The organism is Streptomyces rubradiris (assembly GCF_016860525.1).
Classification (GTDB): domain Bacteria; phylum Actinomycetota; class Actinomycetes; order Streptomycetales; family Streptomycetaceae; genus Streptomyces; species Streptomyces rubradiris.
In genome coordinates, this window is sequence record NZ_BNEA01000015.1 from 3,220,608 (window position 1) to 3,234,602 (window position 13,995).

Annotated in this window: 16 protein-coding genes and 1 riboswitch; of the genes, 7 read left to right on the plus strand and 9 right to left on the minus strand. The window is 73.1% G+C overall.

Annotated elements, in window-relative coordinates; genetic code table 11:
* Positions 1-68 precede the first annotated feature (68 nt).
* Positions 69-308, minus strand: coding sequence for an SCO4848 family membrane protein (locus tag Srubr_RS27315; RefSeq protein ID WP_030641438.1), 240 nt, complete (start codon positions 306-308; stop codon positions 69-71).
* Between Srubr_RS27315 and Srubr_RS27320 the strand changes: the two genes are divergently transcribed.
* Positions 307-1,578 carry a D-alanyl-D-alanine carboxypeptidase family protein gene (locus Srubr_RS27320; RefSeq protein ID WP_351327445.1) on the plus strand — a complete coding sequence of 424 codons (1,272 nt, stop codon included), beginning with the start codon at positions 307-309 and terminating at the stop codon, positions 1,576-1,578. The genes Srubr_RS27315 and Srubr_RS27320 overlap by 2 nt on opposite strands.
* On the opposite strand, the gene Srubr_RS27325 is transcribed toward Srubr_RS27320, so the two are convergent.
* Positions 1,526-2,443: a YihY/virulence factor BrkB family protein gene (locus tag Srubr_RS27325; protein WP_189993939.1), complete on the minus strand. Its 918-nt coding sequence runs from the start codon at positions 2,441-2,443 to the stop codon at positions 1,526-1,528. The two genes, Srubr_RS27320 and Srubr_RS27325, sit on opposite strands and share 53 nt — an antisense overlap.
* A gap of 85 nt (positions 2,444-2,528) precedes the next feature.
* Here Srubr_RS27325 and Srubr_RS27330 point away from each other — a divergent pair, with 85 nt between their 5' ends.
* Positions 2,529-3,284 (plus strand): SDR family NAD(P)-dependent oxidoreductase, encoded by a 756-nt coding sequence (locus tag Srubr_RS27330; protein ID WP_189993941.1) that lies wholly within the window; start codon positions 2,529-2,531, stop codon positions 3,282-3,284.
* An 18-nt stretch (positions 3,285-3,302) separates the two neighbouring features.
* Here Srubr_RS27330 and Srubr_RS27335 read toward each other — a convergent pair whose 3' ends face one another.
* The 3 genes from Srubr_RS27335 to Srubr_RS27345 form a co-directional block, all read right to left on the minus strand.
* Positions 3,303-3,884, minus strand: a complete 582-nt coding sequence (locus Srubr_RS27335) for a 2'-5' RNA ligase family protein (protein WP_189993943.1) — start codon at positions 3,882-3,884, stop codon at positions 3,303-3,305.
* A 148-nt stretch (positions 3,885-4,032) separates the two neighbouring features.
* A complete protein-coding gene (trpS, locus tag Srubr_RS27340; protein ID WP_189993944.1) occupies positions 4,033-5,046 on the minus strand; it encodes a tryptophan--tRNA ligase in 1,014 nt (337 codons plus the stop codon).
* Positions 5,047-5,147: 101 nt separating this feature from the next.
* Entirely contained in the window at positions 5,148-6,602 is a 1,455-nt protein-coding gene (locus Srubr_RS27345; protein ID WP_189993946.1) for a glycine hydroxymethyltransferase, read from the minus strand.
* Between the two features lie 32 nt (positions 6,603-6,634).
* A riboswitch (ZMP/ZTP riboswitch) is annotated at positions 6,635-6,723 on the minus strand.
* Between the two features lie 100 nt (positions 6,724-6,823).
* Here Srubr_RS27345 and rocD point away from each other — a divergent pair.
* Positions 6,824-8,035, plus strand: coding sequence for an ornithine--oxo-acid transaminase (gene rocD / locus Srubr_RS27350; protein WP_189993948.1), 1,212 nt, complete (start codon positions 6,824-6,826; stop codon positions 8,033-8,035).
* Here rocD and Srubr_RS27355 read toward each other — a convergent pair whose 3' ends face one another.
* Complete coding sequence (locus tag Srubr_RS27355; protein WP_189993950.1) at positions 8,036-8,497, minus strand: nuclear transport factor 2 family protein; 462 nt, start codon at positions 8,495-8,497, stop codon at positions 8,036-8,038.
* Between the two features lie 102 nt (positions 8,498-8,599).
* On the opposite strand from Srubr_RS27355, the gene Srubr_RS27360 reads away from it, so the two are divergent.
* Complete coding sequence (locus Srubr_RS27360) at positions 8,600-9,172, plus strand: TetR/AcrR family transcriptional regulator (protein WP_189993951.1); 573 nt, start codon at positions 8,600-8,602, stop codon at positions 9,170-9,172.
* On the opposite strand, the gene Srubr_RS27365 is transcribed toward Srubr_RS27360, so the two are convergent.
* The 3 genes from Srubr_RS27365 to pdxR form a co-directional block, all read right to left on the minus strand.
* A complete protein-coding gene (locus Srubr_RS27365; RefSeq protein WP_189993953.1) occupies positions 9,169-10,353 on the minus strand; it encodes a glutathionylspermidine synthase family protein in 1,185 nt (394 codons plus the stop codon). The two genes, Srubr_RS27360 and Srubr_RS27365, sit on opposite strands and share 4 nt — an antisense overlap.
* A 13-nt stretch (positions 10,354-10,366) precedes the next feature.
* A complete protein-coding gene (locus Srubr_RS27370; RefSeq protein WP_189993955.1) occupies positions 10,367-10,804 on the minus strand; it encodes a hypothetical protein in 438 nt (145 codons plus the stop codon).
* 86 nt (positions 10,805-10,890) lie between these two features.
* Positions 10,891-12,282: a MocR-like pyridoxine biosynthesis transcription factor PdxR gene (pdxR, locus tag Srubr_RS27375; protein WP_189993957.1), complete on the minus strand. Its 1,392-nt coding sequence runs from the start codon at positions 12,280-12,282 to the stop codon at positions 10,891-10,893.
* A 47-nt stretch (positions 12,283-12,329) separates the two neighbouring features.
* Here pdxR and Srubr_RS27380 point away from each other — a divergent pair, with 47 nt between their 5' ends.
* The 3 genes from Srubr_RS27380 to Srubr_RS27390 are packed head-to-tail and all read left to right on the plus strand — an operon-like array spanning position 12,330 to position 13,983.
* Entirely contained in the window at positions 12,330-12,830 is a 501-nt protein-coding gene (locus Srubr_RS27380; RefSeq protein ID WP_189993959.1) for a carboxymuconolactone decarboxylase family protein, read from the plus strand.
* Positions 12,827-13,270 carry a carboxymuconolactone decarboxylase family protein gene (locus tag Srubr_RS27385; protein ID WP_229926619.1) on the plus strand — a complete coding sequence of 148 codons (444 nt, stop codon included), beginning with the start codon at positions 12,827-12,829 and terminating at the stop codon, positions 13,268-13,270. The genes Srubr_RS27380 and Srubr_RS27385 overlap by 4 nt, the downstream gene beginning before the upstream one ends.
* A complete protein-coding gene (locus Srubr_RS27390) occupies positions 13,267-13,983 on the plus strand; it encodes an isocitrate lyase/PEP mutase family protein (RefSeq protein WP_189993961.1) in 717 nt (238 codons plus the stop codon). The genes Srubr_RS27385 and Srubr_RS27390 overlap by 4 nt, the downstream gene beginning before the upstream one ends.
* The last annotated feature ends 12 nt before the right edge of the window (positions 13,984-13,995 follow it).

Genomic DNA, 13,995 nt, shown 5'->3' on the forward strand with positions numbered 1-13,995 from the left:
CGCCGCCCGTCGGCCCCAGCCCGAACACCCCCGCGCCTCACCCGGACGCGGGGGTTTCCGTGTGTCCGCTATGAGTTTCGGCGCAGTGCGCGCAGTCCGCGCAACCCGATGACGCCGATGACCGTCCCCAATACGAAGGAAACGACCGCCAGCAGCAGGTGCACCCAGAAGTACGCGGTCGGGTGACCGTCGTCGAAGGCCAGCCCGCTGCTGTCCTTGACGAGATTCTTGACGAAAGTGACCCAGATGACCCAGCTCCACACCCCGAAGGCGAGCAGGAACCAGGAGACAGGGCGGCTGAGCTTCATGAGTCCAGTATCGCCGTCCGGGGCCCGGGTCCGTGCCGGGGGTGGGGCCGGTACGCTCCCCCGGCGGTCCCTGCTGGTCGTCTCCGCCGCCGCGCTCTCCCTCTCCGTCACCGCGCCCGCCGCCCTCGCCGCCCCCTCCCCCACCACGAGCCCCACGGCCACGCCCCCGGCGCAGATGTCCACCCTCGGCGGCGCCCGGCTCGGCATGCCCGGTACGCAGGTCAATCTGGCGCCCGGGGTCCCGGTGCTGCCCAAGGGGCTGACCGCCCGGTCGTGGATCGTCTCCGACGCCGAGTCGGGCCAGGTCCTGGCCGCGCACAACGCGCACTGGGCGCTGCCCCCGGCGAGCACGCTGAAGATGCTGTTCGCGGACACCGTGCTGCCCCGGTTCCCCAAGGACACCCGGTACAAGGTGGCCCCGGCCGACCTCAAGGGGATGGGCGAGGGCTCCAGCTTGGCGGGGATCAAGGAGGGGGTCACCTACTCCGTGCGCGACCTGTGGCTCGGGGTGTTCCTGAAGTCGGGCAACGACGCGGTGCACGTGCTGTCCGCGATGAACGGCGGGGTGCGGCGGACCGTCGAGGACATGCAGAAGCACGCCGAGGAACTCCAGGCGCTGGACACCCGGGTGGTCTCGCCCGACGGCTACGACGCGCCGGGCCAGGTCTCCTCGGCGTACGACCTGACGTTGATCGCCCGCTCGGGTCTGCAGAAGAAGGACTTCCGCGACTACTGCTCGACGGTCAGCGCCAAGATCGGCGCGACCGAGATCCGCAACACCAACCGGCTGCTGGCCGGCGACAGCGACGTGCCGGTCTACCCGGGCATCGCGGGCGTGAAGAACGGCAACACCACCCACGCGGGCGCCACCTTCACCGGGGTGGCCGAGCGCGGCGGCAAGGTGCTGCTGGTCACGGTGATGAACCCGGAGAAGCACGACCACAACGAGGTCTACAAGGAGACCGCGAAGCTGTTCGACTGGGGTTTCCAGGCGGTCGGCAAGGTGAACCCGGTGGGCGAGCTGGTGCCGCCGCGGAGCGCCGCGACGGCCGGTTCCACCTCCGGGGCGAGCCCCCGGCAGTCGCCCGGCGCGGGCGGCGGGACGGGGGCGAAGGCGACGGCGAGCGCCCCCGCCGTTTCCGGCTCCAGCGGCGTCGGGACCGCCCTGGCCATCGCGGGCGGGCTGCTGGTACTGCTCGGCGGCGGGGCGTTCCTGGTCAACCGCCGGTGGCCGCTGCCGGACCTGATGCGCCGCCGGTCCCGTCCCTGACCTCGGCGACCTCGGTCTCCTTGCTGCCCGTCGCCGTCCAGGCGGCACAGAACAGCACGAGTTTCGCGGTGAAGTTGATCCACAGCAGCAGGGCGACGGGGACCCCGAACGCGCCGTACACGCTCTTCGCGGCAACGCCCTGTACGTAGCCGCTGAGCAGCAGTTTCAGCAGCTCGAAGCCGACCGCGCCGAGCAGGGCGGCGATCAGCAGGCGGCGGCGCGGCGGCTCGACCCCGGGCAGCAGGGTCAGGACGTAGAGCAGGACCAGGAAGTCGGCGAGCACGGCGACGGCGAACGCGGCGAGCTGCAGCAGCGCGGTGCCCCAGCCGTGCTCGTCCAGGCCGAACTGCCTCGACACCAGCCCGACGGCGGCCGAGGCGAGGGTGGAGGCGGCGAGCGTGAGCAGCAGGGCGCCGCCGAGACCGAGCAGGATCACGGTGTCCTTCACCTTGGCCAGCACCGGGTTGTCCCCCTGGTCCGGCAGCTCCCACACCGCGCGCAGGCAGTCCCGCACCTGGCCGACCCAGCCGATGCCCGTGAACAGCAGCGCCGCGCCCGCGATGACGCCGACGGTGCCCGCGTTCTGCACCAGGGAGGTGAGGTCCAACTGGTCGGACAGGCCCGGGAACTGGTCGGCGATCCGGTCCTCGACGGTCTTCTGGCGGGCCGGGCTGAGGGTGGCGGCGGTGACCGCGGCGGCCACGGTCAGCAGCGGGAACAGCGCCACGAAGCTGACGAACGTCATGGCGGCGGCCAGCCGGGCCCATTTCACCCGGTCCAGCCGTTCGTAGCACCGCCACGCGTGGGTGATCGTCAGGCGGGTGACGATCGGCCCGATGCCGGGCAGCCTCTTCAGCCAGTCCATGATCCGTCTCTGCCCGCTGCGCGGGGGTGTCAACACCGCGTTTCGCCGCCGGAACGGTCATATGGGGGCGATACGGTCATCTGTCATGAAGGATGCCTCCGAACTGCCCCGGTCCCTGCTCGTCCTCGGCGGCACGTCCGAGATCGCGCTGGCCACCGCGCGCCGACTGATCGCCCGCCGCACCCGCACGGTGTGGCTGGCCGGGCGCCCCTCCCTCGCGCTGGAGAACGCGGCCGGGAGCCTGCGGGCGCTGGGCGCGGACGTCCGCACGGTCGCCTTCGACGCGCTCGCCCCCGAATCCCACGAGGGCGTCCTCGGCAAGGTGTTCGCCGAGGGGCCGGTCGACATGGTGCTGCTCGCCTTCGGCATCCTCGGCGACCAGGCGCACGACGAACGGGACCCGGTCCGCGCGGTCCAGGTCGCCCAGACCAACTACACCGGGGCCGTCTCGGCGGGGCTGGTCGCGGGCCGCGCCCTGCAGACCCAGGGCCACGGGTGGCTCGTGGTGCTGTCCTCCGCCGCCGCCGAACGCGCCCGCCGCGCCGACTTCATCTACGGCTCCAGCAAGGCCGGCCTGGACGCGTTCGCCCAGGGTCTCGGGGACGCCCTGTACGGGACGGGCGCGCGGGTCATGGTCGTACGCCCCGGGTTCGTCCGCACCCGCGCCACGGCCGGTCGCCCGCGCACCCCGCTCGCCACCACCCCGGAGGCGGTGGCCACGGCCGTCGAACTGGGCCTGCGCCGCGGCGCGGAGACGGTGTGGGTGCCGGGCTCGCTCCGCCTGCTGACGACGGCCCTGCGGCACGCGCCCCGGGCGCTGTTCAGGCGCCTGCCGCTGTAGCGCCCCGCCGGGGGCGCGTCACGGCGCGACGCGCGGGGCGCACACCTGCGCGTGCCCCGGCTGGACCGGTACGACCGGCCCCCCGAACGTGTACTCGCGCAGCTTGCGCCAGACGCCGTCGGCGCCCTGTTCGTACAGCGCGAAGCCGGTGCACGGCCACTCGGCCTCGTAGTCCGCCAGCTCCTCGAAGGCGCGGTCCATCGCGGCCTCGTCGATGCCGTGCGCGACGGTGACGTGCGGGTGGTACGGGAAGAGCAGTTCACGCGCCACCGGTCCGGACGCCTCCCGGATCCGCTGCTGGAGCCGGGTGCACGCCTCGGCGCCCGCCACCACGCGGACGTAGACCACCGGCGACAGCGGGCGGAAGGTGCCGGTGCCGGACAGCCGCATCGGGAACGGCCGGCCCGCCGCGGCGACCTCGGTCAGATGCTTGTCGACCGCGGGCAGGTCGGCCTCGTCCACCTCGGTCGGCGGCAGCAGGGTGACGTGGGTGGGGATGCCATGAGCCGCGGCGTCGCCGAAGCCCGCGCGCCGCTCCTGGAGCAGGCTGCCGTGAGGCTCCGGGACCGCGATCGACACGCCGATCGTTACGGTCCCCACGTCGTCTCCTGTCGTCGCGTCTGTCGTCGTCTCGGCCGCCTGGGCCCGGCCGTTGGCATCGACTGTACGGCCACGGGTGCCCCGTGGGCAGGCGCGGCGGAAGTGATGTGCAGCGCTCTGCCCGCGCGGGCCCGTGCGGTCGTACGCCTCAGTGCTTGGCCGGGAGGAAGCCCACGCGGTCGTACGCCTGCGCGAGGGTCTCGGCGGCGACGGTCCGCGCCTTCTCGGCGCCCTTGGCGAGGATCGAGTCCAGCGTCTCGGCGTCGTCCAGGTACTGGTGGGTGCGCTCGCGGAACGGGGTGACGAAGTCGACCATGACCTCGGCGAGGTCGGTCTTGAGCGCGCCGTACATCTTGCCCTCGTACTCCTGCTCCAGCTCGGCGACGGTCTTGCCGGTGAGCGTGGAGTAGATGGTGAGGAGGTTGGAGACGCCCGGCTTGTTCTCGGCGTCGTAGCGGATCACCGTGTCGGTGTCGGTGACGGCGCTCTTGACCTTCTTGGCCGTGGTCTTCGGCTCGTCCAGGAGGTTGATCAGGCCCTTCGGCGTGGACGCCGACTTGCTCATCTTGACCGCCGGGTCCTGGAGGTCGTAGATCTTCGCCGTCTCCTTGAGGATGTACGGCTTCGGGATCGTGAAGGTGTCGCCGTAGCGGCCGTTGAAGCGCTCGGCGAGGTCCCGGGTCAGCTCGATGTGCTGGCGCTGGTCCTCGCCGACCGGCACCTCGTGGGCCTGGTACAGCAGGATGTCCGCGACCTGGAGGATCGGGTAGGTGAACAGGCCGACGGAGGCCCGGTCGGCGCCCTGCTTGGCGGACTTGTCCTTGAACTGGGTCATGCGGGAGGCCTCGCCGAAGCCGGTGAGGCAGTTCATGACCCAGGCCAGCTGGGCGTGCTCGGGGACGTGGCTCTGCACGAAGAGGGTGCAGCGGTCGGGGTCCAGACCGGCGGCCAGCAGCTGGGCCGCGGCCAGGCGGGTGTTGGCACGCAGTTCCGCCGGGTCCTGCGGGACCGTGATCGCGTGCAGGTCGACCACCATGTAGAAGGCGTCGTGGGACTCCTGGAGGGCCACCCACTGGCGGACGGCGCCGAGGTAGTTGCCGAGGTGGAACGAGCCGGCGGTGGGCTGAATACCGGAGAGCACGCGAGGTCGGTCTGAAGCCATACCCCTCATTGTCGCAGAGAGACGGGGTGGTTCGGTGTGTGGGGAACTGCGGGCCGGTGGGGGCCGGTCGCGCAGTTCCCCGCGCCCCTTTCAGGGGCGGTTCAGCCGAGGTCTACTTCCGGGTAGAGGGGGAAGCCCGCCACCAGGTCCGTGGCGCGGCGGGCGATCTCGTCGGCGACCTTCTCGTCCAGGACGTGGCTCGCCTTGGAGGGGGCGCCGGACTTGGTGGTGCCCGGCTCGGTGGTGGTCAGGACGCGGTCGATGAGGGCCGCGACCTCGTCCATCTCGGCCGTGCCGAGGCCGCGGGTGGTCAGCGCGGGGGTGCCGACGCGGATGCCGGAGGTGTACCAGGCGCCGTTCGGGTCGGCCGGGATGGCGTTGCGGTTGGTGACGATGCCCGAGTCGAGCAGGGCGGCCTCGGCCTGGCGGCCGGTGAGGCCGTAGGAGGTGGCGACGTCGATCAGGTTGAGGTGGTTGTCGGTGCCGCCGGTGACGAGGGTGGCGCCGCGCCGCGTCAGGCCCTCGGCGAGGGCGCGGGAGTTGTCCACGATGCGCCGGGCGTAGTCCCGGAAGGCGGGCTGCCGGGCCTCGGCGAGGGCGACGGCCTTGGCGGCCATGACGTGCGGGAGCGGGCCGCCGAGGACCATCGGGCAGCCGCGGTCCACCTGGTCCTTGAGGGAGTCGTCGCACAGCACCATGCCGCCGCGCGGGCCGCGCAGCGACTTGTGGGTGGTGGTGGTGACGATCTGGGCGTGCGGGACCGGGTCGAAGTCGCCGGTGAGCACCTTGCCGGCGACCAGTCCGGCGAAGTGGGCCATGTCGACCATGAGGGTGGCGCCGACCTCGTCGGCGATCTCCCGCATGATCCGGAAGTTCACCAGCCGGGGGTACGCGGAGTAGCCCGCGACGATGATCAGCGGCTTGAACTCGCGGGCTTGGGCGCGCAGGGCGTCGTAGTCGATCAGGCCGGTGGCCGGGTCGGTGCCGTAGGAGCGCTGGTCGAACATCTTGCCGGAGATGTTCGGGCGGAAGCCGTGGGTGAGGTGGCCGCCGGCGTCCAGGGACATGCCGAGCATGCGCTGGTTGCCGAAGGCCTGGCGCAGCTCGGCCCAGTCGGCGTCGGTGAGGTCGTTGACCTGGCGGGCGCCGGCCTTCTCCAGGAAGGGCACCTCGACGCGGTCGGCGAGGACGGCCCAGAAGGCGACGAGGTTGGCGTCGATGCCGGAGTGCGGCTGGACGTAGGCGTGGCGGGCGCCGAAGAGTTCGCGGGCGTGTTCGGCGGCGAGGGCCTCGACGGTGTCGACGTTGCGGCAGCCGGCGTAGAAGCGGCGGCCGATGGTGCCCTCGGCGTACTTGTCGCTGAACCAGTTCCCCATCGCGAGCAGGGTCGCCGGGGAGGCGTAGTTCTCGGACGCGATCAGCTTGAGCATCCCGCGCTGGTCGGCGACCTCCTGGCCGATGGCGTCGGCGACGCGCGGCTCCACGGCGCGGATGACGTCGAGGGCCGCGCGGAAGGCGGTGGACTCGGTGGAGAGGGGGGCGGCGTTCTCGGGCATGGGGACCTCCGGACGGTGTGCGTACAGCGTTCACGTTCGGCCCAGGCGCACGGCACTCTTACCGCTCGGGCCGCTCCCTGATGGTCTGTCCCATCCCAGCGCGCCAGTCACGGCCCGGGTGTCAGCCTACCGGGCGCGCCGGGCGGAAGATCCCGCGTCCACCATGCGAGCGGGGTTAAGAAGGAGGACATCGCCGTATCCGGGCCGAGCCGGGAGTGTCCGTGACCGCTGCCGAAGAAGACCTCATCGCCCTCGCCGACGCGCACTGCGCGCCCACCTACGCGCCGCTGCCGGTGGTGCTCGCCACCGGTGCGGGGGCGTGGCTGACGGATGTGTCGGGGCGGCGGTACCTGGACCTGCTGGCCGGTTACTCGGCGCTGAACTTCGGGCACGGCCATCCCCGGCTGGTGGAGGCGGCCCGGCGGCAGCTGGAGCGGCTGACGCTGACCTCCCGCGCCTTCCACCACGACCGGTTCGCGGCGTTCTGCGCGGAGCTGGCGGAGCTGTGCGGGATGGAGATGGTGCTGCCGGCGAACACCGGCGCGGAGGCGGTGGAGGGCGCGGTCAAGACGGCCCGGAAGTGGGGCTACCGGGTGAAGGGGGTGCCCGCGGAGATGGCGAAGATCGTCGTGGCGGGCGGCAACTTCCACGGCCGCACGACGACCGTCATCAGCTTCTCCACGGATCCCGAAGCGCGGGCGGACTTCGGGCCGTACACGCCGGGGTTCGAGATCGTGCCGTACGGCGACCTGACCGCGCTGCGGGGGGCGCTGACGGAGAACACGGTGGCGGTGCTGCTGGAGCCGGTGCAGGGCGAGTCGGGGGTGATCGTGCCGCCGGCCGGTTATCTGGCGGGGGTGCGGGAGCTGACCCGGGAGCGGAACGTGCTCTTCGTCGCCGACGAGGTCCAGTCGGGGCTGGGCCGGACCGGGCGGACCTTCGCGTGCGAGAACGAGGGGGTCGTGCCGGATGTGTACGTGCTGGGCAAGGCGCTGGGCGGCGGGATCGTGCCGGTGTCGGCGGTGGTGTCGAGCGCGGCGGTGCTCGGGGTGTTCCGGCCGGGTGAGCACGGGTCGACGTTCGGCGGGAATCCGCTGGCCTGCGCGGTGGCGCTGGAGGTGATCGCGATGCTGCGGACCGGGGAGTACCAGGAGCGGGCGGCCCGGCTGGGCGAGCGGCTGCACCGGCTGCTGGGCGAGCTGGCCGGGACGGGCCGGGTGACGGCGGTGCGCGGGCGGGGGCTGTGGGCCGGGGTGGACGTCGCCCCCGCGGTGGGTACCGGGCGGGAGGTCGCCGAGCGGCTGCTGGCCCGTGGGGTCCTGGTCAAGGAGACCCACGGGGCGACGATCCGGATCGCTCCGCCGCTGGTGATCGGCGAGGAGGATCTGGACTGGGGCGTCGAGCAGTTGCGGGCGGTGCTGCTCGGGGCCTGATCAGCGCACCGGGAGGTCGGTGCCGTGCTCGCCGGCGGGCCGGGGTCCGAAGACGCGCCGGTCGGATTCCTCGATGGCCACGTCGTCGATGCTCGCCTCGCGGCGGCGCATCAGGCCGTACTCGTCGAACTCCCACAGTTCGTTGCCGTAGGAGCGCCACCACTGGCCGTCGGTGTCGCGGCACTCGTACTGGAAGCGGACGGCGATGCGGTTCTCGTGGAAGCTCCACAGGCTTTTGCGCAGCGCGTAGTCCAGTTCGCGGCGCCACTTCTCGGTGAGGAAGGCGACGATCTCCTCGCGGCCGGTGAGGAACCGGTCGCGGTTGCGCCAGACGGAGTCCTCGGTGTAGGCGAGGGCCACCCGGTGGGGGTCGCGGGTGTTCCAGGCGTCCTCGGCGGCCTGGACCTTCTGCCGGGCGGTTTCCAGGGTGAACGGCGGGTGGGGCGGGCGGGATTCGGGCACGGTGGTCTCCTTGTGGCGAGCCAGTCGAGAACGGTCGTTCTCCAGCGCTGCGGCTAAGGTAGAGAACGGCCGTTCTCGACGTCAAGGAGATGAGGAGCCCGGATGCCCGCCCCCGCCACCGAGGAACGCGACCGCCTGGACCGCGAGAGCCTGCTGGACACCGCCGAGACGCTCTTCTACGCGCACGGCATCCAGGCGGTCGGCATGGACCGGGTCCGGGAGGCGTCCGGGCTGCCCCTGAAGCGCATCTACCGGCTGTTCGCGACCAAGGAGGACCTGGTCGTCGCCGTGCTCCGGCGGCGCGACCGGCGCTGGCGGGAGAGCCTGGCCGCGCACGTGGAGCGCGTCGCCGACCCGCGCGAGAGGGTGCTGGCGGTCTTCGACTGGCTCGCCGCGTGGTTCGCCGAGCCCGGCTTCCGCGGCTGTGCCTGGATCAACGCCCACGGAGAACTGGGCGCGACCTCGGAGGCGGTCCTGCGGGAGGTGCGCGCCCACAAGCGCGCCTTCCACGGCCAACTGGCGTCCTGGGTCCGGGCCACGGGGCTCCCGCTCACCGAACCCGTCTGCCTCCTGGCCGAGGGAGCCATCGTCACGGCGGGCATCACGGGCGACCCGTCGGCGGCGGGGCACGCGCGGAGGACGGTGGAGGCGCTGCTCGGGGGCGCGGGCGCCTAGAGGATCACGTGCGGCAGGAAGCGGGCGTACTCGTCGGTGATCAGGCCGGTGGATTCGCGGATGCCGAGGCCCGCCGGTTCACCGGCGACGACCCAGGTGCCGAGGACGACGTGGTTGCCGTCGAAGGCGGGCAGGGGGGACAACTGCTGGTAGCAGCAGGGGTCCTCGCGGAGGGCCGGCGGGGTGCCGGGCTCGTGGACCGTGATGCCCGCGCCCTCGCGGCCCAGCAGGGGCTTCGCCACGTAGCCGGTGGTGGTGGCCAGGTCGCGGGGGCCGTCGAGGTAGGCGGGCAGGAGGCTGGGGTGGCCGGGGTACAGCTCCCAGAGGATCGCCAGCAGGGCCTTGTTGCTCAGCAGCATCTTCCAGGCGGGCTCGATCCACAGGGTGCTGCCGGTGCCGCCGCCGTTGTCCAGGGTGTCCAGGACCTGGGGACCGAAGGCGTCCGTGGTGAGCCACTCCCAGGGGTAGAGCTTGAAGATGCCCCGGATGAAGCGGAGCCGGTTGTCCACGAAGCGGCCGGAGAGGGAGTCCCAGCCGATCTCCTCCATGGCCAGCCAGTCGGTGGCGAGGCCGGCCTGCTCCGCCGTCTCCTTCAGATAGGCCACCGTCATCAGGTCCTCGCCGAGTTCGTCGGCGGCGGAGTGCGCGAAGTGCAGCGGGGCGCCGGGCGGCAGCAGCGCGGCCTGGGCGCGCCAGGCGTCCACCAGCCGTTCGTGCAGGGAGTTCCACTGGTCGGCGCCGGGAAAACGTTCCTCCATCCAGAACCACTGCGGGGAGGCCGCCTCCACCAGCGAGGTGGGCGTGTCGGCGTTGTACTCCAGCAGCTTCGCCGGGCCGGTGCCGTCGTAGCGCAGGTCGAAACGGCCGTAGAGGGACGGCAGTTCGGCCCGGCGGCGCCAGGACTCGGTGACCGCGGCGGCCACCCGCGCGTCGGTGATGCCGAGGTCGGCCAGCCGGTCCTCCGCCACGATGTGGTCCGCCGCCGCGAGGCACATGCGGTGCAGTTCCGCGACGGTCTCCTCCAGCGCCTCGACCTCCTCCAGGGAGAAGACGTAGTAGGCGCTCTCGTCCCAGTACGGCCGCAGGGAGTCGTCGGGGTGGCGGGTGAGGGGGTAGATCAGGCCCTGGGCCTCGACGGTCTGCTGCCAGCCGGGGCGGGGGGTCGTGGTGCGGCGTTCCATGCGCGTCGTCCGGTCAGCCGCCGGAGCTGCCCGAGCCGCCGCCGAAGCCGCCGCGGCTGACCCCGCCGTGACTTCCCGCGCTCGTCCCGTCGTTGTACGACGAGCCTCCCGAGCTTCCCGAACCGCCGCCCGATCCACCGGACTTGGTGAAGGAGCCGCCGTCGACCCAGCCGTTCCTCTCCTTGCCGTCGTAGTACCAGGCGGCGTCGACCGGCCGCTTGGCGCCCTTCTTGACGGGCTTCTTCCGGCCCGAGGAGGAGACGCCGCTCCCGCTCGCCGTCTTGCAGTCCTTGTCGGAGACGACCTTGTAGCCCTTGGAGACGTCGTAACTGTCGCGGTCCACACAGCGTTTGTCCGGGTCGGACGAGCAGGCCGTGAGGGCGGCGGCCAGCAGGCCCATGCCGCCCAGGACGACCGTTCCGGAGCGCAGTTGCTTCCGGTTGTGCGCCATGGTGTGTCTCCCCCGTCGGACGGATGTTCGGCGGTCAGCCTAGAGACAGGGCGCGCCCGCGCCCAACCGGGGGTGCCCGCGCCGCCCTACGGCAGCACCCGGCACAGTGCCTCCAGGGCGCCCGTCCACGCGCTGTCCGACGGGGTGCCGTAGCCGACCACCAGGGCGTCCGAGGGGTCGGCCGGGGCGTCGGGGTGGCGGTAGTAGGTCAGGCCGTGCAGGGCCAGGCCCTGGAGGTCCGCCGCCTGGACCACCGGCTGTTCCAGGCCCGGCGGAAGCCGCAGCACCGCGTGCAGTCCGGCCGCGATGCCCGTCACCCGCACCGACGGCGCCCGGTCCGCCACGGCCGCGGCGAGGGCGTCCCGACGGCGCCGGTAGCGCAGGCGGGCGGAGCGGACGTGCCGGTCGTAGGCGCCGGAGGTGAGGAACTCGGCCAGCGTCAGCTGGTCCAGCGACCCGCAGGTGTCGGTGTGCCCCTTGGCCGCCACCGCCTCCTCCGCCAGGGCCGGCGGCAGCACCATCCAGCCCAGCCGCAGCCCGGGCGCGAGGGACTTGCTGGCGGTGCCCAGGTAGACCACCCGGTCGGGGTCCAGTCCCTGGAGGGCGCCGACGGGCTGGCGGTCGTAGCGGAACTCGCCGTCGTAGTCGTCCTCCAGCACCAGTGAGCCGGTGCGCCGCGCCCAGTCCACGACGGCGGCCCGCCGGTCGGGGTGCAGCGGGGTGCCCGTCGGGAACTGGTGGGCCGGGGTGAGCAGGACCGCCGCGGCGCCGTCCGGTGCGCGCGGGTCGGTGCCGAGCGCGTCGTAGGGCAGCGCGGGGGTGGCCAGGCCCGCCGCGCGCAGCAGCCGCCAGTGGACGTCGAGGCCGTAGGACTCCACCGCGACCGTGTCCGCCCCGCGCGCCCGCAGCATCGCGCCGAGGACCCGCAGGGCGTGCGAGGTACCGGCGGTGATCACGACGGTGTCCGGGGTGGCGCGCACGCCCCGGACCCGGGCGAGGTATCCGGCGAGGGCGGTGCGCAGCTCGCGCCGGCCGCGCGGGTCGCCGTAGCCGAGGGCGTCCAAGGGGGCGGTGGCCAGCGCCCGGCGGGCGGCCTTGAGCCACTCGGCGCGCGGGAACGCGGCGAGGTCGGGGGTGCCGGGGACCAGGCTGTGGGCGGGGCGGCCGGGCTCCCGGCGGCCCGGCCCGGCCGCGGCGGGCGGCGGGGCCACCACCCGGTCCGCGACCCGGGTACCGGAGCCCTGCCGGGCGGTGAGCCAGCCCTCCGCGACCAGGTCGGCGTACGCCTCGGCGACGGTGTTGCGGGCGATGCCGAGGTCGGCGGCGAGGGTCCGGGAGGACGGCAGCCGGGTGCCGGGGGCGAGCCGGCCGGTGCGCACCGCGTCCCGCAGGGCGTCGGTCAGGCCCCGGCGCAGGCCCCCCGCGAGAGCCGGTTCGAGATGCAGGTCGACGCCCAAAGTGGCCCAGGATTCCGCCATGGGAATGGACCATACCCCTGGGCTGCCTCGGTTCTAGGGTCGAGGACATGAGCACTCAGGAAGAACCCGTCACCTACGCCCCCGAGGAGCCGGCGCGGCTGCGCTGGGCCCAGCACGCGCCCGAGGTCTACAAGGCGATGATCCAGCTCGACGCCGTCGCCAACCAGGGCCTGGACCCCCGGCTGCGCGAGCTGGTCAAGATCCGTGCCTCCCAGGTCAACCACTGCGCGCGCTGCCTCGACATGCACTCCAAGGACGCCCTCGCGGCCGGCGAGAGCGTGGAGCGGATCATCCAGCTCGGCGCGTGGGAGGAGTCCCGGCACTTCTACACCGAGAAGGAGCTGGCGGCGCTGGAGCTGACCGACGCCATCACCGTGCTGACGGACGGATTCGTGCCGGACGAGGTCTACGAGCGGGCCGCCAAGCACTTCGACGAGGCCGAGCTCTCCCAGCTGATCGCCGCCATCGCCGTGATCAACGCCTGGAACCGGTTCGGCGTGTCCACCCGGACGCCCGCGGGCCACTACCACCCGGGGCAGCACAAGTGAACCGTACCCAGCTGCTGGACCCGAAGGTCTTCCAGGCGATGGCCGCGGTCAGCGCGGCGGCCAAGAAGGGCCTCGGCGACCCGGCCCTGGCCGAACTGGTGATGATCCGCGCCTCGCAGATCAACCACTGCGCGTTCTGCCTCGACATGCACCTGGGCCTGGCCCGCAAACACGGGGAGTCCGAGGACCGTATCCACTTCCTCAGCGCCTGGGAGGAGACCGAGGACCTCTACAGCGAGCGGGAGCGGGCCGCGCTGGCGCTGACCGAGGCGGTCACCGTGCTCACGGAAGGCTTCGTGCCCGACGAGGTGTACGAGGCCGCCGCCAAGCACTTCGACGAGGCGGCCCTCGCCCACCTCATCGCCCTGATCACCGTCATCAACGGCTGGAACCGCCTGATGGTCAGCCGCCGTGTGCCCCCGGGAGGCCGGCAGCCATGAGCAAGGCGGAGGAGTTCCGGGCCCTGCACCGGGGGCGCGCCCCGGGGGACCCGCTGGTGCTGCCCGGTCCGTGGGACGCCGCCGCCGCGCGGGTCTTCGCGGAGGCCGGGTTCCCGGCGCTGGCCACGCCGAGCGCCGGGGTGGCCGCCTCCCTCGGGTACGAGGACGGGGCGACCCCGGCCGACGAGATGTTCGCGGCCGTCGCCCGGATCGCGCGGGCGGTGGACGTGCCGGTCTCGGCGGACGTGGAGGGCGGCTACGGGCTCGCGCCGAAGGAGCTGGTCGAACGGCTGCTGGAGGCCGGTGCGGTGGGCTGCAACCTCGAGGACTCGGACGGGGGTGTCCTCAAGGACCCGCACGCGCACGCCGAGTTCCTCGCCGGGGTGCGCGAGGCCGCCGCCGACCGGCTGTTCGTCAACGCCCGCGTCGACGTGTTCGCGCACGGCGACGGCGATCCGGAGCGGGCCATCGAGCGGGCCGCGCTGTACCGCGCGGCGGGCGCCGACTGCGTGTACCCGATCCTCGCCCCGGCGGACGTGGTGCCGCTGCTGCGGTCGGGGATCGAGGGCCCGCTGAACCTGCTGGCCCGGCCGGACGGCCCCGCGCCCGCCGAGCTCGGCGAACTCGGGGCCACCCGGGTCACGTTCGGGCCGGGTCTCCAGCGGCGGGCGACGGCCGCGCTGCGGGAGATCGCGGCCGGGCTGCTGCCGTAGGCCCTGTCGCGG

Coding starts and splice junctions, on each gene's coding strand:
- Srubr_RS27320 (WP_351327445.1), top strand. CDS start 307: ATGAGTCCAGTATCGCCGTCCGGGGCCCGGGTCCGTGCCGGGGGTGGG.
- Srubr_RS27315 (WP_030641438.1), bottom strand. CDS start 308: ATGAAGCTCAGCCGCCCTGTCTCCTGGTTCCTGCTCGCCTTCGGGGTG.
- Srubr_RS27325 (WP_189993939.1), bottom strand. CDS start 2,443: ATGGACTGGCTGAAGAGGCTGCCCGGCATCGGGCCGATCGTCACCCGC.
- Srubr_RS27330 (WP_189993941.1), top strand. CDS start 2,529: ATGAAGGATGCCTCCGAACTGCCCCGGTCCCTGCTCGTCCTCGGCGGC.
- trpS (WP_189993944.1), bottom strand. CDS start 5,046: ATGGCTTCAGACCGACCTCGCGTGCTCTCCGGTATTCAGCCCACCGCC.
- Srubr_RS27345 (WP_189993946.1), bottom strand. CDS start 6,602: ATGCCCGAGAACGCCGCCCCCCTCTCCACCGAGTCCACCGCCTTCCGC.
- Srubr_RS27360 (WP_189993951.1), top strand. CDS start 8,600: ATGCCCGCCCCCGCCACCGAGGAACGCGACCGCCTGGACCGCGAGAGC.
- Srubr_RS27365 (WP_189993953.1), bottom strand. CDS start 10,353: ATGGAACGCCGCACCACGACCCCCCGCCCCGGCTGGCAGCAGACCGTC.
- Srubr_RS27370 (WP_189993955.1), bottom strand. CDS start 10,804: ATGGCGCACAACCGGAAGCAACTGCGCTCCGGAACGGTCGTCCTGGGC.
- pdxR (WP_189993957.1), bottom strand. CDS start 12,282: ATGGCGGAATCCTGGGCCACTTTGGGCGTCGACCTGCATCTCGAACCG.
- Srubr_RS27380 (WP_189993959.1), top strand. CDS start 12,330: ATGAGCACTCAGGAAGAACCCGTCACCTACGCCCCCGAGGAGCCGGCG.
- Srubr_RS27390 (WP_189993961.1), top strand. CDS start 13,267: ATGAGCAAGGCGGAGGAGTTCCGGGCCCTGCACCGGGGGCGCGCCCCG.